The organism is Streptomyces griseorubiginosus, assembly GCF_036345115.1.
Taxonomy (GTDB): Bacteria; Actinomycetota; Actinomycetes; order Streptomycetales; family Streptomycetaceae; genus Streptomyces; species Streptomyces griseorubiginosus_C.
On the sequence record NZ_CP107766.1, the window covers coordinates 3249740 to 3274327 of the forward strand.

General features: G+C 71.1%; 24 protein-coding genes. 10 read left to right on the forward strand and 14 right to left on the reverse strand.

Annotated elements, in window-relative coordinates:
- Positions 1–98 precede the first annotated feature (98 nt).
- From OHN19_RS14455 to OHN19_RS14485, 7 genes are all read right to left on the reverse strand, one after another.
- On the reverse strand, positions 99–1691 hold the full coding sequence (locus OHN19_RS14455; protein WP_330264580.1) for an ABC transporter ATP-binding protein: 1593 nt from the start codon (positions 1689–1691) through the stop codon (positions 99–101).
- Positions 1688–2686: an ABC transporter permease gene (locus OHN19_RS14460; RefSeq protein ID WP_330264581.1), complete on the reverse strand. Its 999-nt coding sequence runs from the start codon at positions 2684–2686 to the stop codon at positions 1688–1690. The genes OHN19_RS14455 and OHN19_RS14460 overlap by 4 nt, the downstream gene beginning before the upstream one ends.
- Positions 2683–3756 (reverse strand): ABC transporter permease, encoded by a 1074-nt coding sequence (locus OHN19_RS14465; protein WP_330264582.1) that lies wholly within the window; start codon positions 3754–3756, stop codon positions 2683–2685. The genes OHN19_RS14460 and OHN19_RS14465 overlap by 4 nt, the downstream gene beginning before the upstream one ends.
- 4 nt (positions 3757–3760) lie before the next feature.
- A complete protein-coding gene (locus OHN19_RS14470; RefSeq protein WP_330264583.1) occupies positions 3761–5479 on the reverse strand; it encodes an ABC transporter substrate-binding protein in 1719 nt (572 codons plus the stop codon).
- Between the two features lie 165 nt (positions 5480–5644).
- Positions 5645–5740, reverse strand: coding sequence for an Ms4533A family Cys-rich leader peptide (locus tag OHN19_RS14475; RefSeq protein ID WP_330264584.1), 96 nt, complete (start codon positions 5738–5740; stop codon positions 5645–5647).
- A gap of 57 nt (positions 5741–5797) precedes the next feature.
- Positions 5798–6748, reverse strand: coding sequence for a DUF3152 domain-containing protein (locus tag OHN19_RS14480; RefSeq protein WP_419249521.1), 951 nt, complete (start codon positions 6746–6748; stop codon positions 5798–5800).
- A 920-nt stretch (positions 6749–7668) separates the two neighbouring features.
- A complete protein-coding gene (locus OHN19_RS14485; protein ID WP_330264585.1) occupies positions 7669–8826 on the reverse strand; it encodes an alpha/beta hydrolase in 1158 nt (385 codons plus the stop codon).
- A 255-nt stretch (positions 8827–9081) separates the two neighbouring features.
- Between OHN19_RS14485 and OHN19_RS14490 the strand changes: the two genes are divergently transcribed.
- The 4 genes from OHN19_RS14490 to OHN19_RS14505 all read left to right on the forward strand — a co-directional run bounded on the left by OHN19_RS14490 (position 9082) and on the right by OHN19_RS14505 (position 11063).
- Positions 9082–9312: a hypothetical protein gene (locus tag OHN19_RS14490; RefSeq protein ID WP_330264586.1), complete on the forward strand. Its 231-nt coding sequence runs from the start codon at positions 9082–9084 to the stop codon at positions 9310–9312.
- A 234-nt stretch (positions 9313–9546) separates the two neighbouring features.
- Complete coding sequence (locus OHN19_RS14495; RefSeq protein WP_028809475.1) at positions 9547–10188, forward strand: TetR/AcrR family transcriptional regulator; 642 nt, start codon at positions 9547–9549, stop codon at positions 10186–10188.
- Positions 10189–10376: 188 nt separating this feature from the next.
- Positions 10377–10604 carry a DUF3107 domain-containing protein gene (locus tag OHN19_RS14500; protein WP_123762915.1) on the forward strand — a complete coding sequence of 76 codons (228 nt, stop codon included), beginning with the start codon at positions 10377–10379 and terminating at the stop codon, positions 10602–10604.
- Between the two features lie 192 nt (positions 10605–10796).
- Positions 10797–11063, forward strand: a complete 267-nt coding sequence (locus OHN19_RS14505; RefSeq protein WP_330269613.1) for a hypothetical protein — start codon at positions 10797–10799, stop codon at positions 11061–11063.
- A gap of 112 nt (positions 11064–11175) precedes the next feature.
- Here the strand turns inward: OHN19_RS14505 and OHN19_RS14510 are convergent, their stop codons facing one another.
- Positions 11176–11913 (reverse strand): ferritin-like fold-containing protein, encoded by a 738-nt coding sequence (locus OHN19_RS14510; RefSeq protein ID WP_330264587.1) that lies wholly within the window; start codon positions 11911–11913, stop codon positions 11176–11178.
- Positions 11914–12409: 496 nt separating this feature from the next.
- On the opposite strand from OHN19_RS14510, the gene OHN19_RS14515 reads away from it, so the two are divergent.
- A complete protein-coding gene (locus OHN19_RS14515; protein ID WP_330269614.1) occupies positions 12410–14965 on the forward strand; it encodes a DEAD/DEAH box helicase in 2556 nt (851 codons plus the stop codon).
- Positions 14966–15184: 219 nt separating this feature from the next.
- Positions 15185–16063: an alpha/beta hydrolase gene (locus tag OHN19_RS14520; RefSeq protein ID WP_330264588.1), complete on the forward strand. Its 879-nt coding sequence runs from the start codon at positions 15185–15187 to the stop codon at positions 16061–16063.
- A gap of 4 nt (positions 16064–16067) precedes the next feature.
- Here OHN19_RS14520 and OHN19_RS14525 read toward each other — a convergent pair whose 3' ends face one another.
- Positions 16068–16961 carry an NYN domain-containing protein gene (locus OHN19_RS14525; RefSeq protein ID WP_330264589.1) on the reverse strand — a complete coding sequence of 298 codons (894 nt, stop codon included), beginning with the start codon at positions 16959–16961 and terminating at the stop codon, positions 16068–16070.
- Positions 16962–17156: 195 nt separating this feature from the next.
- Between OHN19_RS14525 and OHN19_RS14530 the strand changes: the two genes are divergently transcribed.
- Complete coding sequence (locus OHN19_RS14530; protein WP_020136747.1) at positions 17157–17309, forward strand: hypothetical protein; 153 nt, start codon at positions 17157–17159, stop codon at positions 17307–17309.
- 54 nt (positions 17310–17363) lie between these two features.
- On the opposite strand, the gene OHN19_RS14535 is transcribed toward OHN19_RS14530, so the two are convergent.
- The 3 genes from OHN19_RS14535 to OHN19_RS14545 all read right to left on the reverse strand — a co-directional run bounded on the left by OHN19_RS14535 (position 17364) and on the right by OHN19_RS14545 (position 19670).
- A complete protein-coding gene (locus OHN19_RS14535) occupies positions 17364–17969 on the reverse strand; it encodes a MarC family protein (protein ID WP_330264590.1) in 606 nt (201 codons plus the stop codon).
- Positions 17970–18017: 48 nt separating this feature from the next.
- Positions 18018–18875: a PHP domain-containing protein gene (locus OHN19_RS14540; RefSeq protein WP_330264591.1), complete on the reverse strand. Its 858-nt coding sequence runs from the start codon at positions 18873–18875 to the stop codon at positions 18018–18020.
- A gap of 153 nt (positions 18876–19028) precedes the next feature.
- The gene (locus OHN19_RS14545; RefSeq protein ID WP_330264592.1) at positions 19029–19670 is read right to left on the reverse strand and encodes a DUF6758 family protein; all 642 of its coding nucleotides are present in this window, start codon (positions 19668–19670) and stop codon (positions 19029–19031) included.
- A 180-nt stretch (positions 19671–19850) separates the two neighbouring features.
- On the opposite strand from OHN19_RS14545, the gene OHN19_RS14550 reads away from it, so the two are divergent.
- Positions 19851–21074, forward strand: coding sequence for an MFS transporter (locus OHN19_RS14550; protein WP_330264593.1), 1224 nt, complete (start codon positions 19851–19853; stop codon positions 21072–21074).
- 30 nt (positions 21075–21104) lie between these two features.
- On the opposite strand, the gene OHN19_RS14555 is transcribed toward OHN19_RS14550, so the two are convergent.
- Entirely contained in the window at positions 21105–21689 is a 585-nt protein-coding gene (locus OHN19_RS14555; RefSeq protein WP_330264594.1) for a suppressor of fused domain protein, read from the reverse strand.
- A gap of 493 nt (positions 21690–22182) precedes the next feature.
- Between OHN19_RS14555 and OHN19_RS14560 the strand changes: the two genes are divergently transcribed.
- Together OHN19_RS14560 and OHN19_RS14565 are read left to right on the forward strand one after the other, a co-directional pair.
- Positions 22183–23301 carry a magnesium and cobalt transport protein CorA gene (locus tag OHN19_RS14560; protein WP_330264595.1) on the forward strand — a complete coding sequence of 373 codons (1119 nt, stop codon included), beginning with the start codon at positions 22183–22185 and terminating at the stop codon, positions 23299–23301.
- A 10-nt stretch (positions 23302–23311) separates the two neighbouring features.
- Positions 23312–23824: a hypothetical protein gene (locus tag OHN19_RS14565; RefSeq protein WP_330264596.1), complete on the forward strand. Its 513-nt coding sequence runs from the start codon at positions 23312–23314 to the stop codon at positions 23822–23824.
- 17 nt (positions 23825–23841) lie between these two features.
- Here the strand turns inward: OHN19_RS14565 and OHN19_RS14570 are convergent, their stop codons facing one another.
- A complete protein-coding gene (locus OHN19_RS14570) occupies positions 23842–24588 on the reverse strand; it encodes a hypothetical protein (protein WP_330264597.1) in 747 nt (248 codons plus the stop codon).

A 24588-nucleotide genomic window follows, 5' to 3' on the forward strand; every position in this document is an offset into this window, starting at 1 on the left:
GACGGTTGTCCATCGCGCCACCAAAAGGGGTGAACGCTCGTAACTTTCCCGTGCGGGTCGCGTTCGGTCGCGCTAAGAGATCATGTGGACACGGAACGTCAGCTCACGGCCACTGCCCGGCGCTCCGCCCGCCGCCGGGCCGCGATCCGCGGATCGAGCGCCGGTACGGCGGCCAGGAGCTGCCTGGTGTACGGGTCCCGCGGGCTGTCGTAGACCTCGTCGGCGGGGCCCTGTTCGACGATCCGGCCGCGCCGCATCACGGCGACCCGGTCGCTGACCTGGCGGACGATGGCGAGGTCGTGCGCGACGAAGACCAGCGCGAGTCCTAGTTCCCGTTGCAGTTCGCCGAGCAGGGTCACCACCTGGGCCTGGGTGGTGACGTCGAGCGCGGAGACGGGCTCGTCGCAGACGATGACGCGCGGGTCGGCCGCGAGCGCCCGCGCGATACCCACGCGCTGGCGCTGACCGCCGCTGAACTCGTGCGGGTAGCGGTCGTAGTGCGCCCCTTCGAGCCCCACGCGCTCCAGGAGTTCCGTCACGCGCCCCCTGATCCGCCGCTCGTCCCTCTCACCCCGGGCCCGGAGCGGGTCGGCGATCGACTCGCCCACACTGCGGCGGGGGTTGAGGGAGGAGACGGGGTCCTGGAACACCATCTGCACGGCGGAGTCCACGCCCGCACGCGTGTGGCCGTCGTGGCGGACCTCGCCCGCCGTCGGCTCCAGCAGTCCGACCAGCATCCGCCCGAGCGTGGTCTTGCCGCTGCCGCTCTCGCCGACGACACCGAGGGTCTCGCCCCGGTGGACCGTCAGGGAGACGTCGTCCACGGCCGCGAAGGCCTTCTTGCCGCGCCCGAACTCCCTTCGCAGGCCCTTCGCCTCGAGGACCACGTCGCCGGCCGCCCCGGAAGGCGCCCGGGGCGCGTCCACGCGCGGGACCGCGGCGAGCAGGTCGCGGGTGTAGGCCTCCGCGGGCGCCCCCAGCACCGCGTCGACCGGCCCGTGCTCGACCGCCCGACCGTGCCGCATGACGAGCACGTCGTCGACGCTCTCGGCGGCGACCCCGACGTCATGGGTGACGAGCAGCAGGCCCATGCCGGTCTCCTGGCGCAGGGTGTGCAGCAGGTCCAGGATCTGGGCCTGGACGGTCACGTCGAGCGCGGTGGTCGGCTCGTCGGCGATCAGCAGGCCGGGCTCGCAGGCAAGCGCCATCGCGATGAGGGCGCGCTGGCGCATACCGCCGCTGAACTCGTGCGGACGGGACCGGGACCGCCGTACGGCGTCCGGAATCCCGACCCGGTCCAGCACCTCCACCGCACGCGCGCGTGCCGTTCGACGCGACACACGCGTGTGCACGCGGTACACCTCGGCGATCTGGTCGCCGATCGCGTAGTACGGGTCGAGGGACGACAGGGGGTCCTGGAAGACCATGGCGGCCTTCGCGCCCCGCAGCCGCCGCAGTTCGTCGTCCGACGCCTCTTGTACGTCCACCCCGGCGACCTCGACCGAGCCGCGCACGCGCGCGCCCGTGCCGCGGTGCAGTCCGAGCAGGGCCGAGGCGACAGTGGACTTGCCGGAGCCGGACTCGCCGACCAGGGCGAGGGCCGCGCCCTGCTCCAGGGTGAAGGTGAGCCCGTCGACGGCGCGCAGGTCGCCGAACTCGACCGTCAGGTCCGTTACTTGGACGAGACTCATGCGAGCACCACCCGTCGGTCGGCCACCGCGTACAGGACGTCCGCGACGGCGTTGGCGAGCACCACGAAGAAGCCGATGACCAGGACCATGCCGACGACGACCGGGAGGTCGACGACGGTGACGGCGTGGACCAGCTCCTGGCCGATGCCGGGCAGTCCGAACAGTGACTCGATGAGGACGGCACCGCCCACCGCACTGCCGAAGTCGTTGGCGTTCAGGGCGATGATCGGCGCCAGGGCGCCGCGCAGGGCGTGCCGGCCGACGATCGAGCGCTCGCCGACGCCGTAGGCACGGAAGGTGCGGATGTGGTCCTCGGCGAGCGTCTCCAGCATCGACGCCCGGGTCAGCCGGGCGAAGTAGGCCGCCTCGCCGAGGGCGAGCGTGACCCAGGGCAGCAGCAGGCCCCAGGCCCACTGCTCGGGGTCGTCGGAGAAGGCGACGTACTCCGGGAAGGGCAGCAGTTCCAGCTGGCCGCAGACCACGATCATCAGGACCAGGCCGATGACGAACACGGGCGTGGCGACGCCGGCGAGGGTGATGCCGGTCAGCGCGCGCTCGGTGAACCGGCCGCGCCGCCAGGCGGAGAGCACACCGGTGCCGACGCCCAGCAGCAGCCACAGCACCATGCCGCCGATGACCAGGGACAGGCTGACGGGCAGCTTGTTCAGGATGATCTGGGTGACCTGCTGGTCGCTCTGGTACGACAGCCCGAGGCAGGGCGCCGAGCAGTGCTCCACCGAGGTGCCCGTCGAGTAGTCGTGGCCCACGACGATGCCCTGGAGGAAGTGCCAGTAGCGCAGGTACAGCGGGTCGTCGAGCCGGAGTTGCTGGGCGACCTGGTGGACCTGTTCCGGTGAGCAGCGCGGGCCGCAGGTGATCTGGGCGACGTTGCCGGGGGTGGCGTAGAAGACGACGTAGATGATGACCGAGAGGGCGAGCAGGGTGAGGACGGCGCTCACGGTCCGGCGTACGGCGAATCCCGCGAAGCCGCTCATGAGGTGGCCTCCTTGTTCACCTTGGACTCGTCCGCCCTGCTCACCTGGGGCTCGCCGGCCTTCGGCCCGCCCGCTGTGGACTCGCCCGCCTTGGCCTCCTGCCGCCGGCCCGTCCCGATGCGCAGCCGGGAGGCCGCGCGCGGGTCGAGGGCGGTGCGGACGCCGTCCCCGAGGACGGTGAGGGCGAGCACGGTCACGAAGAGCGCGGCCGCGGGCAGCAGGAGGTACTGCGGGGCCGCCTGGTACCAGACGTTGGCCGAGGAGAGCATCTGCCCCCAGGACGGTGTGGGCGGCTTCACGCCGACGCCGAGGAAGGACAGGGCCGCCTCGATGCTGATGTTCGCCGGGACCATCAGCGCGGCGTAGGTGATGACGGGCGCGGCGAGACCGGGCAGCAGTTCCCGGTGGGCGATCCGCCAGGTGCCCCAGCCGCTGAGCCGCGCGGCGGCCACGTAGTCGAGTTCCTTGAGGGTGAGGGTCTGGGCGCGCGCGATCTTGCCGATGGTGCCCCAGGCGACGAAGCCGATGATGAGCGCGACCAGGATCGGCCTCGGGAAGTTCTCGGGCACGATCGCGAGCAGGGCCAACGCCATGATCATCAACGGCATCGCCACGATGATGTCGGTGATCCGGCTCAACAGTTGATCAACCCATCGATTGCCGAGCGCGGCGGCGACGCCCACGACGACACCGAGGAGGACCTGGACGGCGGTGGCGCCCAGCGCGACGCCCAGGGAGACCCGGGCGCCGTACACCAGACGGGCGAACAGGTCGCGTCCGGTCTGTGGTTCGACGCCGAGCCAGTGGTCCCCGCCGGCGCCCCCGAAGGACCCGATCGGCACACCGCCGCGCGCGGAGTCGATCAGGGAGGGGTGGTAGGTGGTCGGGTCCTGGCCCTCCAGCGCGGTGAGCAGGGGCGCGGCGAGCGCGACCAGGACGAGCAGCGCGACGACGGCCGCCGCGGCCATGGCGGCGCGCTGCGCCCGCAGCCGCCGCCAGAACTGACGCGCCCCCGAGACCCCCGGGGCGGCTGCCTCGGGGATCTCGGTGGCGACGAGTGCCTCGCTCATCGGGTTACTTGACCGCGACCTGCGAGATGTCCAGGACGCCGGTCCAGTCGCTGATCACGACGTTCCTGATGTCCTTGCCGACCAGCCGCTTGTAGACCGGGTGGAACAGCGGCACGGTCAGCGCCTGCTCGCCGATCCTCTTGTCCAGTGCACCCCACCGCTTGGCGGCGGCGTCAAGATCGGTCAACTTGTTGATCGCGTCGATCTCGGCGTTGACCGACTTGTCATTGAGCAGGCCCGAGTTGAAGTTGGCGCCGTCCTTGACGATCTGCCGGCCGTCGAAGATCGGGGCCAGGAAGGGACCGCCGGAGGGCCAGTCGGCACCCCAGTGGGCGAGGAAGAAGCCGGGCTCGGTCTTCACACTGTGGATCTTGTCCCGGTAGTTGTTGTCCTCCAGCCCCTGCAGCTTGACCGTGATGCCGGCCTTCTTGAGCGCGTCCTGGAGCGCGGTCGCGATCTCGGGGCTCGTCTCGAAGTCCTGGGCGTTGGAGTGGGTCAGCGTGACGGTGAGCCCGTTCGGGTAACCGGCTTCCTTGAGCAGCTCCTTGGCCTTGGCCGCGTTGCCGGTGGCGCCCGCCGGGAAGAGGTCGTAGGGCTCGTAGCCGAAGGACTTCTGGTCGGGCAGGAAGGTCGTGGCGGCCTCGGCCAGCGCGGAGCCGCCCGCCGCGTTCACCACGGAGGACCGGTCGACGGCGTACGAGATCGCCTGCCGCACCTTGATGTCGTTGAACGGCTTGACCTTCGGGTTGAACGCTATGTAGTTCGTGTAGCCGAAGTGGCCCGTGCCGACGCGGGCCGCGAGCTCCTTGTCGCCGGCGATCTTGGCGAGTTCGGCCGGGCCGAGGTTGGTGTCGGTGGTGACCGCGGTCGAGTCCGCGCCCTGGGACGCCGACAGCCGCTGGTTGATCACCGAGGAGTCGAGTCCGGACTTGACGTCGATCCTGTCCGGGTAGGCCTTGCGCTCGGCGTCCGTCGCGGCGGACCAGTACGTGTTGCGCTCCAGGAGGAGCGTCTGGCCGTCGTTCTCGTTCTTGACGACCTTGTAGGGACCGGACGAGACCGGGTGCTCCTCGTACTTCGTACCGGTGTCCTTGGCCTTCGGCACGGGCGTGAACTGCGTCTGCGTGGCGAGGTACGGGAACTCGCCCTCGGGCTTGTTCAGGTGGAAGACGATGGTCCGGGCGTCCGGCGTCTCGATCGCCGAGAGGCCCTTCTTGTCCTTGTACGGCCCCTGGTAGCCGGCCGCGCCGACCAGCCAGTCCCGCAGGTAGGGGGCGCCGCCCGAGAGCTCGGGTGCGAAGGACCGCTCGATGCCGTACTTGATGTCGGCCGAGGTGATCGCGGTGCCGTCCTCGTACTTGAGGCCCTTCTTCAGGGTGTACGTCCACACGGTCGCGTCCTTGTTGGGGCGCCCGGTGTCGGTGGCGAGGTCCGGGACGACCTTGGCGCCGGCCGCGCCGCTCTCGCGGTTGCGGGTGGTGAGCGTGCGGAAGACGAGGGACGGCACGTTGCCGCCGCCTGAGGTGTACAGGCGGGCCGGGTCGAAGTCCGACTGGGCCTCGGAGTTCAGGACCGTGAGGGTCCCGCCCTTGTGGGGCGTGGAGTCGCCACCGGAGCTCTTGGCATCGTTGTCCTCAGGCCCGCAGGCGGCGGCGCCCGCTGCCAGAACCAGGCTTACGGACACCGCGGCCACGCGGCGCTTTGTGAGGGACGGTTGACGCATCGGAGACGACCTCTCGGAATGATGAGTCTCGAATTGCGAGACGGATTGACGAAGAGTGGGACGAACGTGGACGGACGTCTGCCCCGGCGTCAGGTCGTCGAAAAGCCGTGACCCAGGTCACGGGAGGAAATGCGGAATTCGCGACGCGCGCCTGAGGGGCGGGCGTCAGCGACAGAGAATGTCGGCCACGCAGAGCGGGGTCACGCCGATGAGCGCCAGCTGAATGGCGGCGCTGTTCTCGACGGCATGACTAGACCACATGCCCAGCAATATGTACGACCGAATCAACCCATGTCAATGTGACGCGTGCTCAATCCGTCAACTCCCGGGGTACGGCCAGGGGTTGGCGCGGCAGTGGATCCCGTCGTGGTCGAGGAACTTGGTCTGCTGCTGCATCACCGGGGCGAGCTCGCCGTTCTTGTCGCAGGTGACATGGGAGTAGCCGAGACGGTGACCGACTTCATGGTTGATCAACATTTGACGGTAAGCATGAATCCGATCACCGTATGTGGTTGATCCCTGCGCCCATCGATACGCATTGATCATCACTCGTTCGGTGGCGGCCGAGTCGCACGAGACGTTGTCCTCGGTGGTGTCGAGGCCGGACTTGGCGCACCAGTCGGCCGTGGTGCCGGGGCTCGCGAGCGTGATGACGAAGTCGGGCTTGCCGGAGTAGATGCGCTCGAAGGTCCGGGCGCCGTCGTGGGCCCAGCTGCGGTCGTCGTTGAGCGTCTTCTGGACGGCCTCGGCGAAGAGCGCGCCGTCGAGCCCGAGCCCCTGCTCCACGTCGACGCGGTAGGTGTACTTCTGGCCCTTGCCGGGTGCCTTGTCGACCCCTGGGATCGCGTCGAACTTCCCCGAGCCGTCGAGCTTGGGGCTGAGCGGGTACTTCGTGGCCATCTTCTGGTCGTACGTCAGCGTCGCGACGCTGGGCGAGACCGACGGCGTCGGCTGTCCGTCCGTGACCGGGTCCCGGGCGTCCCGCGCCTGGTCGGTCGCCGACTGGGTGCCGACGGTGGTGTCCCGTTCGCCGGTGACCTGTCCGGCCACGACGACGGCGAGCACGGTGACGACGGCGGCGGCCGCGATGCCGGTGAACGCCCGGCCCTTGCCGCCCTTGGCCGCCGGCGGGGCGTCGAGGGGCGGTACGTCATCGGAGCCGGGGCCGGTTTCAGTGCCGGTGCCGCCGAAGGTGTCGTCCGGCCAGTCGGTGACGGAGCCGTGGGGATCGGTGCCGTACGGGTCGGAGGGGTGCGCGGCGACGGGCATCCCGGCGCCTCGGGGCCCCTGCGCCGTACGCAGCCCCTGAGGGCCGCGGGGGCCCCGAGGGCCCTGAGGACCCCGCGGGGCACCGGCGTCGAAGAGATCGGCGTCGTCGGAGAACGCGTCGAGGTACTCCTGCCGGGGCCCCGACCGCGACCCCGCCGACTGCTGCCGCTGCCGCTGCCGCGGAAAAGCGTCCCCGGGCCCGGCGGCGGCCTGCCCGCCCGGACCACGGCCGCCCAACTCCCCCCAGCCGCCCCCGGATTCCCGCTGCTCGGGATGTCCACCACGCGCCCTGGGGACCCCGTGAGCGGGGGTGCCGTCAGGCAGCCGGGGAAAGCCCCGCGCGGGAGTGCCGTCCGGAAGCCGGGGGAAGCCGTGCGCAGGCGTGCCGTCCGGCAGCCGCGGAAATCCCTGGGCCGGTGTGCCGTCCGCCGGCCGAGGCAGTCCCCGCGCGGGAGTGCCGTCAGGAAGACGAGGGAACCCGTGCGCAGGCGTACCGTCCGGCAGCCGCGGAAATCCATGCGCCGGCGTGCCGTCCGCCGGCCGAGGCAGCCCCCCAGCGGGGCCGCCCTCCGGAAGCCGGGGAAAGCCGTGCGCGGGAGTGCCTTCGGGGAGCCGCGGGCCGCCCTGTGCCGGGACCCGGTATCCGGCCCCTCCGGCTGCCCCTGTCACTCCGCGTCCGCCCGCCGCAGGCACCCCCTGCGACGACGACGGCTGAGACGGCGCCTGCGCCTGCGCCTGCGCCTGCGCCGGGAAAGCCTGGGTCAGGTTCCGCCCCCGACCGGTCACCTCCGTGCCCACACCCGCGGCACCCGTGGCGCCGGCACCCCCCGGCTGCCCCGAACCGCCCGCACCTGAACTGCCTTTGTCGGACCCCTTCTTGGGAGCGGGCCCGCGTCGACTGTGGCGTCCCACGCCCCGCCTCAGCTCCCCACGGTCGTGGCATCGGCGCCGCCACCGGAGGCCGCCCCGGCATCGCCCCCGCGACCCGAGCCCTCGCGCCCCGAGCCCCTCCGGCCCGAGCTCCCCTCACCCGACCCCCTCGGACCCGAGCTCCCCCCGCCCAAGCCCTCCGGACCCGTGCCCCCCTCAGCGCGCCCCACGGAGCCGGAAGCCTCCGCGGAGGCCGCCTCCTTGTCCGCGACGAAGTCGCGGAACGCGCCCGCCACCGTCTCCGGGTACTCCATCATCGCCACGTGCCCCGCCTCCGGCAGCGTCAGCAGCCGGGAGTCGCGGAAGGCGCGGGCCGCCTTCTGGGCCATACGGAAGCCGACGAGCTGGTCCTTGCCGCCGTAGACGAGCAGGGTCGGGGCGAGGACGCGCTCGGCCTGGCGCCACAGCGCGTGCTGGCCGCCCAGGGTGTACGCGTTGACGATCCCGCGCGCGGAACGTGTCATCGCGTCCCAGAAGTACGGCAGCTGCAGCCGCCGCTCCATCTCCTCCACGGCGTGCTGGAAGCCCTCGGGAGTGACCCGGCCGGGGTCGCCGTAGCAGAGGGCCATGACACCGCGGACGCGCTGCTCGGCCGTCCAGTCCCTGCTGTACCGGGTGAACAGCCGGGCCACGCCGGGCAGCGCCAGCAGTCCCGTGGGCACGGCCGAGCGCTGGACTCGGATCTCCGGGAGGGCCGGTGACACGAGGGTGAGGGTGCGGACCAGGTCCGGCCGCACCGCGGCGACGCGCGTGGACACCGCGCCGCCGAGGGAGTTCCCGAAGAGGTGGACGGGTCCGCGGCCGGAGGCGTCGAGAAAACGGATCACCGCGCGTGCGTGCGCGGTGACCGAGTAGTTGCCGTCGTCCGGTGGCGGGGAGTCCCCGAAGCCGGGCAGGTCGAGGGCCTCGCCGTCGACCTCGCCCTCCAACTGCTCCATCAACGCCGACCAGTTCTGCGAGGAACCGCCGAGGCCGTGGACGTACAACGCGGGCGGCAGCCCCTCGCGCGCGGGCGGCCGGGAACGCACCGTCAGGGTGATCCCCTGGAGCCCCACCGACCGGAGCCGCTCGCCCTCACCGACCCTGACGGGTGACACCTTCGGAAGCACGTTGGCGGGCGGCACGAAGGGCACCTCGGTCGAAGACATGCGGCAATGTTACGAGACGATCACGCAGTGGTTCACGTGTTCGCCGTCACAGACACACGTGCGACGCGCCACATGAGGCACAAGAGCACGCCGCACAAGGCTCAAGAGTGGGGCACACCGGGGCACATACATCGCACACACACCGCACTCCCACCGCATGGCGTCCAGATCGTGTGTCTCCTAGGCTCGTAGCCAGGGCACCCGCATGTGGCCCCCTGTGCGCATCAGGGACGTTCTAGGAAGGGAGCCCCCGCCATGGCCTACGACCCCACCGACCCCGAGGCCTTCGAGGAAGAGTTCGAGGAGGAGACCGACGTCGTCGAGCTCGACGTCGAGGCCCCGGAGGTCGACGCGGCCGAGCAGCACACCGACATCGCGCCGAACCGCGACGACCCGCTGACCGGCGTGGACCCCGACCGGGCCAGCGAGGCCGACCTCATCGAGCAGGCCAGGGTCGTCTCGATCGACGAGGACGACTATCGGTGACGTCGACACGACACCGGTCCGCCGGCGAAGGGCCCACGACAAAGCACTCATCAGGGCATTCCCGAGCAGGAACGGGGCGGGCACTGCCCGTGAGATCCCTGTTTGAAACCTTTGCGCGGCTTTCGTCACCGTCCGGTCCGTGAAATTCTGCGTTCGCACCGCGCACAGCACGGTTACCGAAAAGTACGATGGCGGCGCGGCGCACACCGCATGTGGACGACATTGGGAGGCGGCGTGACAGCCATCGAGCAGACAGAGGCGGCACGCCCGCGAGGGACGCGCCTGCCGCGCCGTGCCCGACGGAACCAGCTGCTGGGCGCCGCGCAGGAAGTCTTCGTGGCACAGGGCTACCACGCGGCCGCGATGGACGACATCGCCGAGCGGGCCGGCGTCAGCAAGCCGGTGCTCTACCAGCACTTCCCGGGCAAGCTCGACCTCTACCTGGCCCTGCTGGACCAGCACTGCGAGTCCCTCATCCAGGCCGTACGCAGCGCGCTGGCGTCGACGACCGACAACAAGCAGCGCGTCCGGGCGACCATGGACGCGTACTTCGCGTACGTCGAGGACGACGGCGGCGCCTTCCGGCTGGTCTTCGAGTCGGACCTGACCAACGAGCCCGCGGTCCGCGAGCGCGTCGACAAGGTCACCAACGAGTGCGCGGAAGCCATCCGCGACGTGATCGCCGAGGACACCGGCCTGTCTCCCGCGGAGGCGATGCTGCTGGCCTCCGGTCTCGGCGGCCTCGCCCAGGTCGTGGCGCGCTCCTGGCTGCACAGCGACCGCAGCGTGCCGCGCGACCAGGCGGTCCAGCTGCTGACCTCCCTGGCGTGGCGGGGCATCGCCGGCTTCCCGCTGCACGGCACCGACCACCACTGAGGACGCCGCCACCGGCACCGCCGGGAACACCATCCGACCCGCACGCGCGCGTGCGGGTCGTTTGTTCCCGTCCGGTGTTCGCTGTTGGCGTTCTCGCGCGGAGCGTGTACGTCCCCTCACCGGGCTAATGTGTGCTGGGTACGGCGCGGAAGGTCGCGCACTTCACTGACCGTCGGAGGGACATAGCCGTGGAGGTCAAGATCGGCGTGCAGCACGCGCCCCGCGAGATCGTTCTGGAGAGCGGTCAGAGCGCCGAGGATGTCGAGCGGGCGGTGGCGGAGGCGCTGGCCGGCAAGTCTCAGCTGCTGAGCCTGGTGGACGAGCACGGCCGCAAGGTCCTCGTCCCGGCCGACCGTCTCGCGTACGTCGAGCTCGGTGAGCCGGCTCCGCGCAAGGTGGGCTTCGGCGCGCTGTAGGCAGACGGAGAAGCAGACGCGGAGGGGCCCGGCGACTCGAAGTCGCCGGGCCCCTTTGCGCGTCGTACGCGGAATTCCCGCTCCGCATATGGAGCACAAGTCGCGCCCGGAGGAGGATTGCATTCCGCAGGTCACGGGTATGACGGGCTACGACCGTGACGCGCAGTGTGGCCGTGTGGGAGGGACCCCATGATGTTGTTCGAAGCGCTCGGCTCCGCTCTGCTCGGTCTGGTGCTGGCGGGGGTGGCGGTCCACCGCCTCTCGCACCGCCTGCCCGCCCGCTCCCTGGTCCTCGCGACGGGCCCCGCGGGAGCCCTCTTCGGCGCCTTCGTCACCCACACCGCCCTGGACCCGGGCAATGTCCTGCTGATCCTCCTGGGCGCGGCGGTCGTCTCCGTGGCGTCGCTGTCGCTCCTGCTGCGCCCGTCGGGAAGACTCCGTCGCTCGGCGACGGCGTAGACGACATTCCGGGGGCGCGGGGCCGCGCCGACGCGCGGTTCCGCCGCGGGGGCGCGACCGGTCACCACCGGTCGCGGCCGCCCGACAAGCACAGCCCCCCGAGCCCGTAGCGCTACGCGGCCAGCCCCAGCGCGGCCATCCGCTTGGTGTGCGCCTCGGTGATCCGGGAGAACATCCGGCCCACCTCGGCGAGATCGAAACCGTCGGCGACCCCGCCCACGAGCATCGTCGACAGGGCGTCCCGGTCCGCGACCACGCGCTGCGACTGCGACAGCGCCTCGCCCATCAACCGCCGTGCCCACAGGGCGAGTCGGCCGCCCACCCGGGGCTCCGCGTCGATCGCCGCCCGCACCTTCTCGACGGCGAAACCGGCGTGCCCGGTGTCGTCGAGCACGGCCAGCACCAGCTCGCGCGTGTCCGTGTCGAGGCGCGCCGCGACCTCGCGGTAGAAGTCGCTGGCGATCGAGTCGCCGACGTACGCCTTGACGAGCCCTTCCAGCCAGTCCGAGGGCGCCGTCTGCCGGTGGAAGCCGTCCAGCGCGGCGACGAACGGCTCCATGGCGAGGGTCGGCTCCTCGCCGATCTCGGTGAGCCGGTCGCGCAGCTTCTCGTAGTGGTGGAACTCGGCCGACGCCATCTTCGCGAGCTCCGCCTTGTCCGCCAGGGTCGGCGCCAGCTTGGCGTCCTCCGCGAGCCGCTCGAAGGCCGCGAGCTCGCCGTACGCCAGCGCGCCGAGGAGATCGACGACCGCGGCCCGGTACTGCGGTTCCGCGGCGGCCTTGGCCCAGTCCTGGGCGGCCACTCCGGTGCGTTCGGCTGGTGCGTCAGAGGTGTTGTCAGGCGTCGTCATGAAGCGCACAATAGTCCGCCCGCCGCGCCTCGGAAGTCGCTGGTCAATCAGTGTGACGACGACTACGTGACCAAATCGGCCATCACATGTGCGCGATTCCGGGGTATGGTGGTAATGCGCCTGCTGGTACGACGGCACTTCACTAGTGCGCCATACCTCGACAGGCCGCACGTATGAGGATGCCCGGTCGGTGGCCCGATCGGCTCCGACCCGACAGCCCTCCTCGCCCGTACGGCACTGTGCGTACGGAGTTCGGAGGGGGACCCTCAGCGGTACGAGCGCTAGAGCGTCGGCAGTGGTCCCGTGCCATTACGGCTTCGCCCGTAAGGCAGCCGACGTCCCCAGCACGGTCATGACGACCCCCGCGCTCGCCTCGCACCGCGCACACAGAAGAGGCAGCACCCTGACTACGACTTTCCGCGATCTCGGGATTCTCACCGAGACGGCCGAGGCCCTCGAAGCCGTCGGCATCATCAACCCCTTCCCCATCCAGGAGATGACGCTCCCGGTCGCCCTCTCGGGCACCGACGTCATCGGCCAGGCCAAGACCGGCACCGGCAAGACGCTGGGCTTCGGCCTCCCCCTCCTCGAGCGCGTCACCGTCCCCGCCGACGTCGAGGCCGGCCGCGCCAAGCCCGAGGCCCTGACCGACGCCCCGCAGGCGCTCATCGTCGTTCCCACGCGTGAGCTGTGCACGCAGGTCACCAACGACCTGCAGACCGCGGGCAAGGTACGCAACGTACGCGTTCTCGCCATCTACGGCGGCCGCGCCTACGAGCCCCAGGTCGAAGCCCTGAAGAAGGGCGTCGACGTCGTCGTCGGCACCCCGGGCCGGCTTCTCGACCTCGCGGGCCAGAAGAAGCTCAACCTCAGCCACATCAAGGCGCTCGTCCTCGACGAGGCCGACGAGATGCTCGACCTGGGCTTCCTGCCCGACGTCGAGAAGATCATCAACATGCTGCCGGCCAAGCGCCAGACCATGCTGTTCTCGGCGACCATGCCGGGCGCGGTCATCGGTCTCGCCCGCCGCTACATGTCGCAGCCCACGCACATCAACGCCACCTCGCCCGACGACGCGGGCAGGACGGTCGCGAACACCAAGCAGCACGTGTACCGCGCGCACAACATGGACAAGCCCGAGATGGTCGCGCGCATCCTGCAGGCCGAGGGCCGGGGCCTGGTCATGGTCTTCTGCCGCACCAAGCGCACCGCCGCCGACCTCGCCGACCAGCTCCAGCAGCGCGGCTTCGCGGCCGGCGCGGTCCACGGCGACCTCGGCCAGGGCGCCCGGGAGCAGGCGCTGCGCGCCTTCCGCAACGGCAAGGTGGACGTCCTCGTCTGCACCGACGTCGCCGCCCGCGGCATCGACGTCGAGGGCGTCACGCACGTCATCAACTACCAGTCGCCCGAAGAGGAGAAGACGTACCTGCACCGCATCGGCCGCACCGGCCGCGCGGGCGCCAAGGGCATCGCGATCACCCTCGTCGACTGGGACGACATCCCGCGCTGGCAGCTCATCAACAAGGCGCTGGAGCTCAACTTCAACGACCCGCCGGAGACGTACTCCACCTCCCCGCACTTCTACGAGGAGCTGAACATCCCCGCGGGCACCAAGGGCATCCTGCCGCGGGCCGAGCGCACCCGCGCGGGCCTCGACGCGGAGGAGCTCGAGGACCTGGGCGAGCCGGGCGGGCGCGGTGCGCGTGGCCGCGGCGACCGGGACCGGGGTCGCGGCCGGGGTGGCCGGGACGAGTCCCGCTCCGCCGACCGCGAGCGTTCGGAACGCACCCCGCGCCGTCGCCGCCGTACCCGCAGCGGGACCCCGCTGGACGCTACGGCCACCGCCGAGGCGGTCGCCCCGTCGGAGACCGGCGCGACCACATCGGCGGAGGACGTGACCGCAACCCGTACCCCGCGCCGCCGTCGCCGCACCCGCGGTGGAGCGGCCGACTCCGCGCCGGTCACGGCGTCCACGGCAGCGGTGACGGCCGAGCCGGCCGCGTCCGAGGCCGCCGAGTCCGCGGTGACGACGGCGGAGGGCCCGTCCCTCGACACCGAGGCCCCGGCCAAGCCGCGCCGCCGCCGGACCCGCAGGTCCGCGGAAGCCCCGGTCGTCGAGACCGCGCCGGTCCCGGAGGTCGTCGCGGAGGCGCCGGCCGCCAAGCCGCGCCGTACCCGGAAGACCGCTGCCGCCGAGGCCGCCGAGGCTGCGGTGGACACGGCCGAGGCCGTGGAGGCCAAGCCGCGCCGCCGTACCCGCAAGGCCGCCGAGCCCGCCGTGGCCGCGGTGGAGACGGTGGAGACCTCGCAGGTCGCGGAGGTCGCGGAGACCAAGCCGCGACGGACCCGCAAGACGGCCGCGACCAAGGCTGCCGAGGCAGCGGTGGACACGGCCGAGGCCACGGAGGCCAAGCCGCGCCGCACCCGCAAGACCACGGCAGCCGCCCCGGCGGAGACCGCCACGGCCGAGACCGCCGAGGCCGTCGAGGCCAAGCCGCGCCGCACTCGCAAGACGGCCGCGACGAAGGCCGCCGAAGCCGCGGTGGACACGGCCGAGGCCACGGAGGCCAAGCCGCGCCGCACCCGCAAGACGGCTGCTACCAAGGCCGCCGAGGCCACCGAGGTTGCCGTGGACACGGCCGAGGCGGCAGAGGCCAAGCCGCGCCGCCGTACCCGCAAGGCCGCCGAGCCGGCCGAGACGGTGACCGCCGAGATCCCGGTCCAGACGGTCCAGGAGCCGGAGGTGGCCGAGGTCGCCAAGCCGCGCCGGACGCGCAAGACGGCCGCGACGAAGGCCGCCGAGACGGCCGTGGACACCGCGGAAGGCACGGCCACCAAGCCGCGCCGCACCCGCAAGACCACGGCTGCCGCCCCGGCGGAGACCGCCGCGGACGAGGCTGCCGAGGCCAAGCCCCGTCGGCGCACCACCCGCAAGGCCGCCGAGCCCGCGGTGACCGCCGGCATCCCGGCTCAGGCCGACCAGGAGCCGAAGGCGGCCGCACCGCGTCGCCGTACCCGCAAGACGGCCGCCGCGGAACCCGCGGACAGCTGACCCCACACCGAACGGCCCGGCCCACCTCACGGGGGCCGGGCCGTCGGCGTCTCACCACCCCGACTCCGGGAACCACACAGCCGCCCCCCGCCGCACCCACCCAGGGGCGCGGGGAACTGCGCGACCGGCCCCCACACACCCGCACCCAGCACACGCACCCGCACCCCCGCCCGCACCCGGCAGCCACCCCTCCCCCACCCCGCCGGATACCCTCACCCCGTGAGCACCCGAGCCGTCTTCGCCCCGCCCCCCGGCGCCCGCACCTACCCCCTGCACACGGCCCGCGGCGACTTCGCGGTCGTGGACTCCGACGTGCCCGCCGGTGTCGCCGAGAAGGGCACCGTCCTGTTCGTGCCGGGGTTCACCGGGAGCAAAGAGGACTTCACACTGCTGCACGAGCCGTTGACGGCACGCGGGTACCGGGTCGTGGCGGTGGACGGCCGGGGACAGTTCGAGTCGGACGGGCCGGAGTCCGACGAATCCGCTTACGCGCAGGACGAGTTGGCGCGTGACGTGCTCGCCCAGGCCGCCGCCGTCGGAACGCCCCTGCATCTGGTCGGGCACTCCATGGGCGGCCAGGTCTCCCGCGCCGCCGTCCTCCTCGACCACTCCCCCTTCCTGTCCTTCACCCTCGTCTCCTCGGGCCCGGCGCAGATCTCCGACTCCCAGCAGCAGCGCGTGAAGCTGCTGCGGGACGCGCTCGGTGTGATGACGATGGCCGAGGTGTGGGACGTGATCATGGCCATGGGCCCGCCGGAGGAGGTCGGCGGCCCCGCGAAGGGCATCGGGGACGTCGTGCAGCTGCGCCGCCGCTGGCTCGGCAACAAGCCCGCCCAACTCCTGGCCGGGGGCCGCCAGTTGTGCACCGAGCCGGACCGGGTCGCCGAGCTGGCCGCCGTCCCGCTGCCGTTCCACGTCCTGTCCGGCTCCCAGGACGACGCCTGGCCCGTCCCGCTGCTGGACGACATGGCCGTACGGCTCCGGGCCCGCCGCACGGTGATCCCGGGCGCCGACCACTCCCCCAACGCCGACGAGCCGCTCCCCACGGCCCGCGCCCTGGCCGACTTCTGGGACAGCCTCACCCCGGGCGACGACTGAAACGTCAGTACTGCCCCTGGAGATGCTCCCAGAACCCGTCCCGCAGCGCCCGCCGCAGATCCGACTGGCCGCGCAGTGAGTACTGGAGCAGTCCCTCCGCCTCCACCAGCAGGTCCTGGTCCACCGAGCCCGGCAGATACGGATGGCCGGGCAGGAGCTCCTGGAGCGCCTCCCTCCCCCGCTCCCCCAGCCACTTGGCCGCGATCTGCGCGCCCACGAAACGGACGGCCTCGCGGGTGGGCCGGGCGGCGGTCGCCTCGTAGGCGACCGGGGTGCGCCGGGAGACGTACGGCTTGAAGAAGTCGAGGTCGAGGGTGCGCTGACTGTCGACCTCCCAGAGCAGCGGCTCCGCCTGGTTGCGCCCTTCCGGTGCCTCGATGCCCCACAGGTGGACGCGGGCCCCGTAGCCCTGGGCGGCCTCGACCGCCGAGACCAGGTCCTCGTCGCCGCCGAGGAGCGCCGCGTCGCTGATGGCGCGGTGGCGGGCCAGGGACTCCAGGTCGGTGCGGATCAGGGAGTCGACGCCCTTCTGCTGGTTGTTGGCGTTGAGGTTGCCCAACCGGACCTTCACGTCCGGGAGTTCGGCGATGGACTGCTGTTCCGCGGTGTGGATACGGCGTCGGGCGCCGTCGTACCAGTAGACGCGCAGCAGTCTGCTGTCCGCGAAGATGGTGCGGGCCCGGTCGATGAGGGCCTCGATCAGTCCCTCGGCGTCGAGGTCGAAGGCGCGGCGGTCCTCGGTGCCGGCGACGAGTCGTCCCGCGGCCGCGTAGAGGTATCCCGCGTCGACGAAGATCGCATGCGTCGAGGGGGTCTTCGCCACCTCGGCGAGCATGCGCTGGAGCAGCTCGTTCGTGCGGTCGATGCGGGCGCTCAGGGGCGCGAGGTCGTCGTTCATCGCCTCCATTGTCCCGGCGGTCACGCTGCGAACACAACCGGTCCCAAGGAGTCTCCGAAGACTCACTTACCGGTCAGTAGTTAGTCGTTCGAAAAATTTCTTTAGCGTAGGGAATGTTTGTAACACGCACCCCGTTGACTACCTACGTACGCAGCAATTCTCCGCAGGAGGATGACCAGACGAAGGGAGAAGCCTGTGCGCTTCGAAATCATGCGACTCGACGACGTCGACGGTACGCCCGTGGACAGCACCGTCGTGGACGCCGCCTCCGTCAACCGGATCGTTCAGCAGGCCGCCGCCATAGGGCAGCGGCTGTGGATCCGTCCGGCCGACACCACGGCCTCGTAACGGACACGGATCACTTCACACGCTTCAGGGCCCCGGTCACCGACCGGGGCCCTTTCAGCTTGCCCGGATCACCTGGGTCACGCCGTTGATGATCTGCTGCACGGCGATCGCGGAGAGCATCATGCCCGCGAGCCGGGTCACCAGCACCACCCCGCCGTCCTTGATGACCCGGATGATCAGCAGCGAGTACCGCATCACCAGCCACAGCACGACATGGATGGCGAGGATCGCGCACCACACGGACACCTCCGTGGCCACGGTGTCCGCCTTCTGCACGGCGAGGATCACGGAGACGATCGCCCCCGGCCCGGCCAGCAGCGGCATGCCCAGCGGTACGAGCGCCACGTTCACGTCCTTGGTCTGCTTCGGCTCGTCGGTCTTGCCGGTGAGCAGGTCCAGGGCGATCAGCAGGAGCAGCAGTCCGCCCGCGATCATCAGCGCGGGCACGGAGACGTGCAGGTAGTTCAGGATCTGGTGGCCCAGGACACCGAAGACGGCGATGACACCGCCCGCCACGCAGACGGCCTGGAAGGCCATCCGCTTCTGCACCTTGCCGGGCCGGCCGGCGGTCAGGGCGAGGAAGATCGGGGTGATCCCGGGGGGATCCATGATGACGAACAGGGTGAGGAAGAGCGAGCCGAAGACGGCGACGTCGAACATGAGAGGCCTTGCGGGAGGAGAGGGTGGACGAGAGGGCCGGGACCGATCTCAGGCCCCGCCGGTCCCCGGGACGGGGAACGCCCCCGTCGCCCGCCGCGTGATCTCCCCGTACACCTCGGGATCGGTCGTGTACTCGCCGAGCGCCACCGTCTTGCGGGTGCCGTGGTAGTCGCTGGACCCGGTGGTCAGCAGTCCCAGTTCCTTGGCGAGCCCCCGCAGCCGCTCACGGGTGTCCGTGTCGTGGTCCATGTGGTCGACCTCGATGCCGTCGAGCCCGGCGGCGGCCATCTCGGCGATCGCGGACTCCGGGACGGTGCGGCCGCGCTTGCTCGCGCCCGGGTGGGCGAACACGGTGACTCCACCGGCCGCCTTGACCAGCCGGATCGCCTCGAAGGGGTCGGTCTCGTGCTTCGCCACATGGGCCCGGCCGCCGTCGGCCAGCCAGTCGGCCGTGAAGGCGGCGTCCACGCTCGGCACGACCCCGAGCTCGACGAGTGCGGTGGCGACGTGCGGCCGCCCCACGGACCCGTCCCCGGCGATCCGCGCGACCTGCTCCCAGGTGACCGGCACGCCCATCTCCTGGAGCCGCGCGACCATGGCCTGCGCCCGCGGTACCCGGTCGTCCCGCACCAGCTCCCGCTCGGCGAGCAGCGCCGGCTCCTCGGGATCGAAGAGATAGGCCAGCAGGTGCATGGAGACCCCGTCGATCCGGCAGGACAGCTCGGCCCCGGTGACGAGCGTCAGCCCGGCGGGCAGCGCGGCGACGGCCTCGCGGTACCCGCGGGTCGTGTCGTGATCGGTGAGGGCGACGACGTCCAGCCCGGCGGCGCGAGCATTGCGCACCAGCTCAGCGGGGCTGTCAGTGCCGTCGGATGCCGTGGAGTGACAGTGCAGATCGATACGCACGAGTGGGGACTCCAGCAGGCCGGCACGGAAAAGAACACCTAAGGGTAACCACCCAGGGGCGCGGGGAACTGCGCGGCCGACCACAACAGACCCGCGGCCGCCCGCCAACCGGAAGGCCCTCTCTCGTAGGCGCAAGGCCCTCTCTCGTAGGCGCTACGGCTTCAGCAAGCGCGGCGACAGCGCCCCGCAGGGCACCAGTTCCACCTCGGCCCCCGCGTCCCGGAGATCCGTCAGCACCAGCTCGTCGTACATGAGCAGGCCGGACTGCTCGGGCCAGACGACGGCCCACAGCCACATGCCGAGCGCCTCCCCGGCGAAGACCGCCCGGTCGTCGGGCACACCGGCGACATGCCACAGGGGCGTCGGCCGACCGGCGGCCAGCACCTTCGCCTGCGGTGGTTTCTCGACGCTCATGTACGGCCCCGGGTCCGGCCCGTCGATCCCCGCGTAACGCGCCCCGAGCCCGACGCCGAGCTCCTCGGCCACGAGAATCAGCTCGCCGACACCCCCGAGCGGGCCCGGTCCCGTGCACGCCACGGCCGTCGCACGGCCTCCGCTGCGGTCGTCGCCCGCGCAGGCCACGCCCGTGAACAGCCAGCCCACCGGCAGCGGCCACGGCATCCACACCGGTACCTGCGTGCGATGCACCACGACACCGAGGGCCTCGACGCTGGGCGGGATCACGGGCTGCAGCGGATGCACGGTCCCGTGCACATCGCACTGCCAGGAATCGGCGAAGAGTCCGGGAGCCCTGACCCGGCCACCACACTTCGGGCAACTGGGTTCGCCCCTCATAGGGCCCCACGGTCCTACCCTCGCTCCGCCACGTCAAGGACGATCACCCGTCCGGACCGAAGCGAATCGTCCCGGCACCACCCGCCGACTTAGATGTAGCTTGCATTTATTAGCTGCCCTAACTTAGTATGTGTATATACCAACTAACAGCTGAGCTTCGTCGAGAGTGGAGGAAAGACCATGGACCCCTTCGATGCGGGAGCCGGCGGCATCCTGCGCCAGCCGAAGGCCGTGTGGGCGACGGCGGGTGCGTCCGTCGTCGCCTTCATGGGCATCGGACTCGTGGACCCGATCCTGCCGTCGATCGCCAAGGGCCTGGACGCCACGGCGAGCCAGGTCTCCCTCCTGTTCACCTCGTACTTCCTGATCACCGCGATCGCGATGCTGGTCACCGGCTTCGTCTCCAGCCGTATCGGCGGCAAGAGGACCCTGCTGCTCGGCCTCGCCCTCGTCGTGGTCTTCGCCGGACTCGCCGGCACCTCGGGCTCGGTCGGCGAACTGGTCGGCTTCCGGGCCGGCTGGGGCCTCGGCAACGCCCTGTTCGTCTCCACGGCCCTCGCCGTCATCGTGGGCGCGGCGGCCGGCGGCAGCGCGGCGGCGATCCTGCTGTACGAGTCCGCCCTCGGCCTCGGCATGGCGTGCGGCCCGCTGCTCGGCGCCCTGCTCGGTGACGCCAGCTGGCGCTACCCGTTCTTCGGTACGGCCTTCCTGATGGCCGTCGGCTTCCTCTGCATCACGGCGTTCCTGAAGGAGCAGCCGAAGCCGGCCCGCAAGACGTCCCTGCTGGACCCGCTCAAGGCGCTCGGCCACGGCGGCCTGGCCTCGGCCGCGGTCTCGTCGTTCTTCTACAACTACACGTTCTTCACCGTGCTGGCCTTCACCCCGTTCGTGCTGGACATGACCCCGTACAAGTCGGGTGCCGTGTTCTTCGCCTGGGGTGTGCTGCTCGCCGTGTTCTCGGTGTTCGCCGCGCCGCGCCTCCAGGAGCGGTTCGGCTCCCTGAAGGTGCTCGGCGGCTCGCTCGTGCTGCTCGCGCTCGACGTGCTCGTCCTCGGCTACGGCAACCACACCGCGGCCATCGTCTGCACGATCCTGTCCGGCGCCTTCATCGGCGTGAACAACACCGTCTACACGGAACTGGCGCTCGGCGTCTCGGACGCCCCGCGGCCCGTGGCGAGCGCCGGCTACAACTTCGTGCGCTGGTTCGCGGCCGCGGCGGCGCCCTTCTTCGCGCCGAAGATCGAGGAGTGGACCGACGTCCACATCCCGTTCGTGGTGGCGGCGGTGACCGCGGTGCTGGGCGCGCTCGTGGTCGTCGTACGGCGGAAGGCCCTCACGCACGACGCCGAGGAGCTGGAGCCGAAGCACGCCGTCGAGGACAGTGTCGCGGTGTTCGCCAACTGACGCTTTCCGGCCACCGGTTGGTGAGATCAGTCACTCCAGCGGGACGGATTTCCGGGACGGATCCCGGAGGTCCGTCCCGTTCGTCAGCCAGCGCTCCTGGAGGGCCTGGGCGCCGTGGACGCGCTTCCAGGCCGCTTCGTTCGGCGTCATCGGGAGCAAGGGCAGGAAATGCACCGGGTCGAGGGGCTCCTCGAGCTCCAGGTCCTCGACCAGGCCGCCCGGCTCGGCGACCAGGACCGAGGTGAACGGGGCGCCGGGCCACAGGGGTTCGCCCACGTCGAGGGAGGCACCCGGGGCCACGACCACGCCCTCGACCTGCGGGGACGCGGCGAGCACGGCGAGCGGGCGGAGCACCTTGTCGGTGTCGGCGAGCCCTGCCCGTACGGAGATGACCAGCTCGGCGCGCGGGCCCTTGACGGGGTCGGCGAGCATCGCGGTGGGGTCGCTCATCGGCTGCGCCGACATGCCGAGGGTGGCGTAGCGGACGACGTCCCCGTCGGTGAAGCGGAGCACCTCGATGCGGTCCGTACCGAGGAAGGTGACCGCCGCGCGCGCGTCCGGCTCGCCCAGCGCGCCACGCAACCGGGCCTCGACCAGAGGAAGAACATCTGCCATGCGGCGAGCATAGAACTCGTCAGTACCGGGCAAAGCAGCGCCTTGACACTTCGGGCTGCTGCTAGTCTGGCCCGGTCGTAGGGGCAGCACGCAGAAGCGTCGCGATCAAGTCCCGACGCCTTGTGAGACTCCCTTGCGGGAATGGATCGTCCCTTACGGGGGACCGGCCGGAGGAGGTGGGGCTGTCATGGATCGAAGTCGACCTGGTAGTACCACTCGTTCTTCCGGCCGCTGATGCAGCCCTGTGACGTTCGGCAACCGCCGCCTCTCACGTTCGCGTCTTCGTGCGGAAGAGCACTTCGTTCGTTTTGCCTGATCTCTCTGATCACTCTGATCGCCAGCAGTAGCTGAGTCAGTAACGAAGTTCGCCACCGCGATGGTGCGGTGCTCCCCGCTTTGTGGACGTGCCAAACACCAACCGCAGGACGTCCTCATTCCGGGTAGTTCCACCCGTCGCCGGGGCCCTTTGTTGCCCGTCACGAAGGAGCCTGCCATGTCGATGATCCGTGACCTGCGTGCCGCCGTGCGCCCGTCGCGCCCCTCGCTGCGCAAGGACACCGGCGCGTACGACGCGACGCGCGACCCCTCGACGCCCTCCGCCGTCGTCGACTGCGCCGTCTACCGCGACGGCCGGCGCGTGGAGACCGACTGCCAGCTGAGCCCGCACGAGGCGATGCGCCAGGTGCGCCGCGACGGCGGGTTCGTGTGGATCGGTCTGCACGAGCCGAGCGAGGCCGAATTCTCCGGTATCGCAAGCGAGTTCGGGCTGCACCCGCTCGCCGTCGAGGACGCCGTCCAGGCCCACCAGCGGCCCAAGCTGGAGCGCTACGACGACTCCCTGTTCACCGTGTTCAAGACGATCCACTACGTCGAGCACGACGAGCTCACCGCCAACAGCGAGATCGTCGAGACCGGTGAGGTCATGTGCTTCACCGGCCGGGACTTCTTCATCACCGTCCGGCACGGCGGCCAGGGCTCCCTCCGCGCACTGCGCCACCGCCTCCAGGACGACCCGGAGCTGCTCGCCAAGGGCCCCTCGGCGGTGCTGCACTCCATCGCGGACCATGTCGTCGACGGCTATGTCGCGGTCGCCGACGCGGTCCAGGACGACATCGACGAGGTCGAGACCGAGGTGTTCACCCCGGGACGCGGCGGCAAGGTCTCGCGCGGTGTCGACTCGGCGAGGATCTACCAGCTCAAGCGCGAGGTGCTGGAGTTCAAGCGCGCGGTCGCCCCGCTGCTGCGGCCGATGCAGCTGCTCAGCGAGCGGCCGATGCGGCTGGTGGACCCCGACATCCAGAAGTACTTCCGGGATGTCGCCGACCACCTCGCCCGGGTCCAGGAGCAGGTCCTCGGCTTCGACGAGCTCCTCAACTCGATCCTCCAGGCCAACCTCGCGCAGGCGTCCGTCGCCCAGAACGAGGACATGCGGAAGATCACGTCCTGGGCCGCGATCATCGCCGTACCGACGATGGTGTGCGGGGTCTACGGCATGAACTTCGACTACATGCCCGAGACCCACTGGAAGCTGGGCTACCCCGTGATCATGGCGATCACCGGTGTCATCTGCCTGGGCATCCACCGCACCCTCAAGCGCAACGGCTGGCTCTAGAGTGGGCGCCATGACCAGCGAGCTGCTCGACCGCGCCCTTGTGGAAGAGGCCACCAAGAAGTCCGGCCTGGTCTGGGTCAAGGGTCCCGGAGTTCCGGCCCGTGCGCTGTGGCACGTGTGGCACGAGGGTGCCGCGTGCCTGGTCGGCGACGGGCCCGGGGAGCAGCCGTTGCCGGGGCTGGCCGACGGAGGCACCGCCGAGGTGACCGTCCGCAGCAAGGACAAGGGGGGCCGGCTGGTCTCCTGGACGGCACGGGTCGTGGAGCCGGCGCCCGGGTCCGAGGCATGGGAGGCGGCGGTCGGCGAGCTGAAGGGGAAGCGGCTGAACGCCCCCGACGGCGAGGCCATGACGGACCGTTGGGCGCGTGAGTGCCGGGTGCTGCGCCTGGAGCCGACGGGAACGACCGTGCCATTGCCCGACGGTGACCTGGCGTCGGCACCGCTGCCCACACCGGCGACCACGCGGGAACCCATCCCGGCCGGGCTGCCCCGGCTGCTCCTGAGGCGCCGCAAACGCGGATAGCTTCGCTGCCCGCGCGGCTAGGACGTCGGCAGCTGCTTGCCGTAGTCCACCGTCTCGTCCTTCTCCGGCTCGGTCAGGGTGAAGCTCTTGCCCCAGGCCGAGAAGGTCAGCGTGCCCGCGCCGCCCGCCCGGGCCAGCCGCAGGGGATAGGGCTGCCCCTCCAGGGAGACGTCCAGCGTGCCTCCGTCGCCCTCGTCACCGGTGATCCGGATCGTGCGGGTACCCGCCTGTTCGTGATGGCCCGCGGTACCCAGGGTGCCGTGCAGGGTCAGAAGCCCGTCGAGGAGAACGTCCTTGTCCGTGAAACCACTGAACTTCTTGTACGCCGGGTCGCCCGCGGGCACCTTGACGTACTTGCCGTCGAGCTTGTCGGCGGCCGCGTCCGTGTCCTCGCCCTTGCCGTCGGCCTGGGTCCAGAAGCCCGCGCCTGCCTTGAGATACAGCTCCTCGCCGATCCGCAGCAGCTGGAAGGTGGTTCCCTCGGCGGTGACCGACCCGGAGCCGCCGTCGGCGCTCAGGCGCATGTCGAGCTTGTACGTACGGCCGCTGGTGACCACGTTCCCCGACAGCCGCAGCGCCTCCGCGGACCCGGCCGCCGCCCGCGTCCTGGCCTGGATCTGCTCGGCGGACAGCTTGCCGACCCCGTTGGTGCCCGCGTCCGGGTCCTCGCTGCACCCCGTGAGCGCCGTCCCCGTCACGACCAGGGCGCACACCGCGCCCACCAGTACGGCCCTGCGGCTACGGCCCGGGCGAATCGCGGTCAC

Bases quoted from the DNA above. Each gene is read 5' to 3' on its own strand.
- OHN19_RS14535 (WP_330264590.1), bottom strand. From the start codon at position 17,969: ATGTTCGACGTCGCCGTCTTCGGCTCGCTCTTCCTCACCCTGTTCGTC.
- OHN19_RS14560 (WP_330264595.1), top strand. From the start codon at position 22,183: ATGTCGATGATCCGTGACCTGCGTGCCGCCGTGCGCCCGTCGCGCCCC.
- OHN19_RS14465 (WP_330264582.1), bottom strand. From the start codon at position 3,756: ATGAGCGAGGCACTCGTCGCCACCGAGATCCCCGAGGCAGCCGCCCCG.
- OHN19_RS14505 (WP_330269613.1), top strand. From the start codon at position 10,797: ATGTTGTTCGAAGCGCTCGGCTCCGCTCTGCTCGGTCTGGTGCTGGCG.
- OHN19_RS14490 (WP_330264586.1), top strand. From the start codon at position 9,082: ATGGCCTACGACCCCACCGACCCCGAGGCCTTCGAGGAAGAGTTCGAG.
- OHN19_RS14480 (WP_419249521.1), bottom strand. From the start codon at position 6,748: ATGCCCGTCGCCGCGCACCCCTCCGACCCGTACGGCACCGATCCCCAC.
- OHN19_RS14455 (WP_330264580.1), bottom strand. From the start codon at position 1,691: ATGAGTCTCGTCCAAGTAACGGACCTGACGGTCGAGTTCGGCGACCTG.
- OHN19_RS14565 (WP_330264596.1), top strand. From the start codon at position 23,312: ATGACCAGCGAGCTGCTCGACCGCGCCCTTGTGGAAGAGGCCACCAAG.
- OHN19_RS14555 (WP_330264594.1), bottom strand. From the start codon at position 21,689: ATGGCAGATGTTCTTCCTCTGGTCGAGGCCCGGTTGCGTGGCGCGCTG.
- OHN19_RS14485 (WP_330264585.1), bottom strand. From the start codon at position 8,826: ATGTCTTCGACCGAGGTGCCCTTCGTGCCGCCCGCCAACGTGCTTCCG.
- OHN19_RS14545 (WP_330264592.1), bottom strand. From the start codon at position 19,670: ATGAGGGGCGAACCCAGTTGCCCGAAGTGTGGTGGCCGGGTCAGGGCT.
- OHN19_RS14470 (WP_330264583.1), bottom strand. From the start codon at position 5,479: ATGCGTCAACCGTCCCTCACAAAGCGCCGCGTGGCCGCGGTGTCCGTA.
- OHN19_RS14515 (WP_330269614.1), top strand. From the start codon at position 12,410: ATGACGCTCCCGGTCGCCCTCTCGGGCACCGACGTCATCGGCCAGGCC.
- OHN19_RS14475 (WP_330264584.1), bottom strand. From the start codon at position 5,740: ATGTGGTCTAGTCATGCCGTCGAGAACAGCGCCGCCATTCAGCTGGCG.
- OHN19_RS14525 (WP_330264589.1), bottom strand. From the start codon at position 16,961: ATGAACGACGACCTCGCGCCCCTGAGCGCCCGCATCGACCGCACGAAC.
- OHN19_RS14550 (WP_330264593.1), top strand. From the start codon at position 19,851: ATGGACCCCTTCGATGCGGGAGCCGGCGGCATCCTGCGCCAGCCGAAG.
- OHN19_RS14510 (WP_330264587.1), bottom strand. From the start codon at position 11,913: ATGACGACGCCTGACAACACCTCTGACGCACCAGCCGAACGCACCGGA.
- OHN19_RS14460 (WP_330264581.1), bottom strand. From the start codon at position 2,686: ATGAGCGGCTTCGCGGGATTCGCCGTACGCCGGACCGTGAGCGCCGTC.